Source organism: Caulobacter sp. 05T431 (assembly GCF_056665975.1).
On the sequence record NZ_JBFTKU010000147.1, the window covers coordinates 1 to 414 of the forward strand.

Consider the following 414-nt stretch of genomic DNA (forward strand, 5'->3'; position numbering starts at 1 on the left):
ACAGAGCAAGCAGTGGAACGCCAGGCCGGGCATGAAAACCTGCTCCGCGACCTGGTGGACTCTCTCAAGAACATGGCGGAGGTCTGGGTGACCATCTGCTCTGCCTTCGGCTGGGACCCGGACCACTACACGCAGTACACCGCCGCGCGCGCGGTCATCGCCCGTGCGAATCAGGAGGTGCAATCGTGATCGGCACCGGCCACCGCGTCACCCTGGACGCCAATTTCGCCGGCCCGCACGGCGCGAAGCTCGAGGGCTTCCTCCGCGTCGACTTCATCCACGACGAAGAAGCCGGCGAGATCGAAATCACCGACACGACCCTGCAGGTCGGTCCCCACCGCTTTCCCTACAACGGCGACGAGCGCCAGCTCCGCGCGGTGTGCTGGGCGAAGCTGCTCGTCGAGGCAATGGAGC

General features: G+C 65.9%; 2 protein-coding genes. Both read left to right on the top strand.

What is annotated here, in order from left to right; translation table 11 throughout:
• On the top strand, positions 1–189 hold a 189-nt coding region (locus AC1U89_RS24900), incomplete at its 5' end, for a hypothetical protein (protein ID WP_479902287.1).
• A partial coding sequence (locus AC1U89_RS24905) for a hypothetical protein (RefSeq protein ID WP_479902288.1) occupies positions 186–414 on the top strand: 229 nt, incomplete at its 3' end. The genes AC1U89_RS24900 and AC1U89_RS24905, both read left to right, overlap by 4 nt.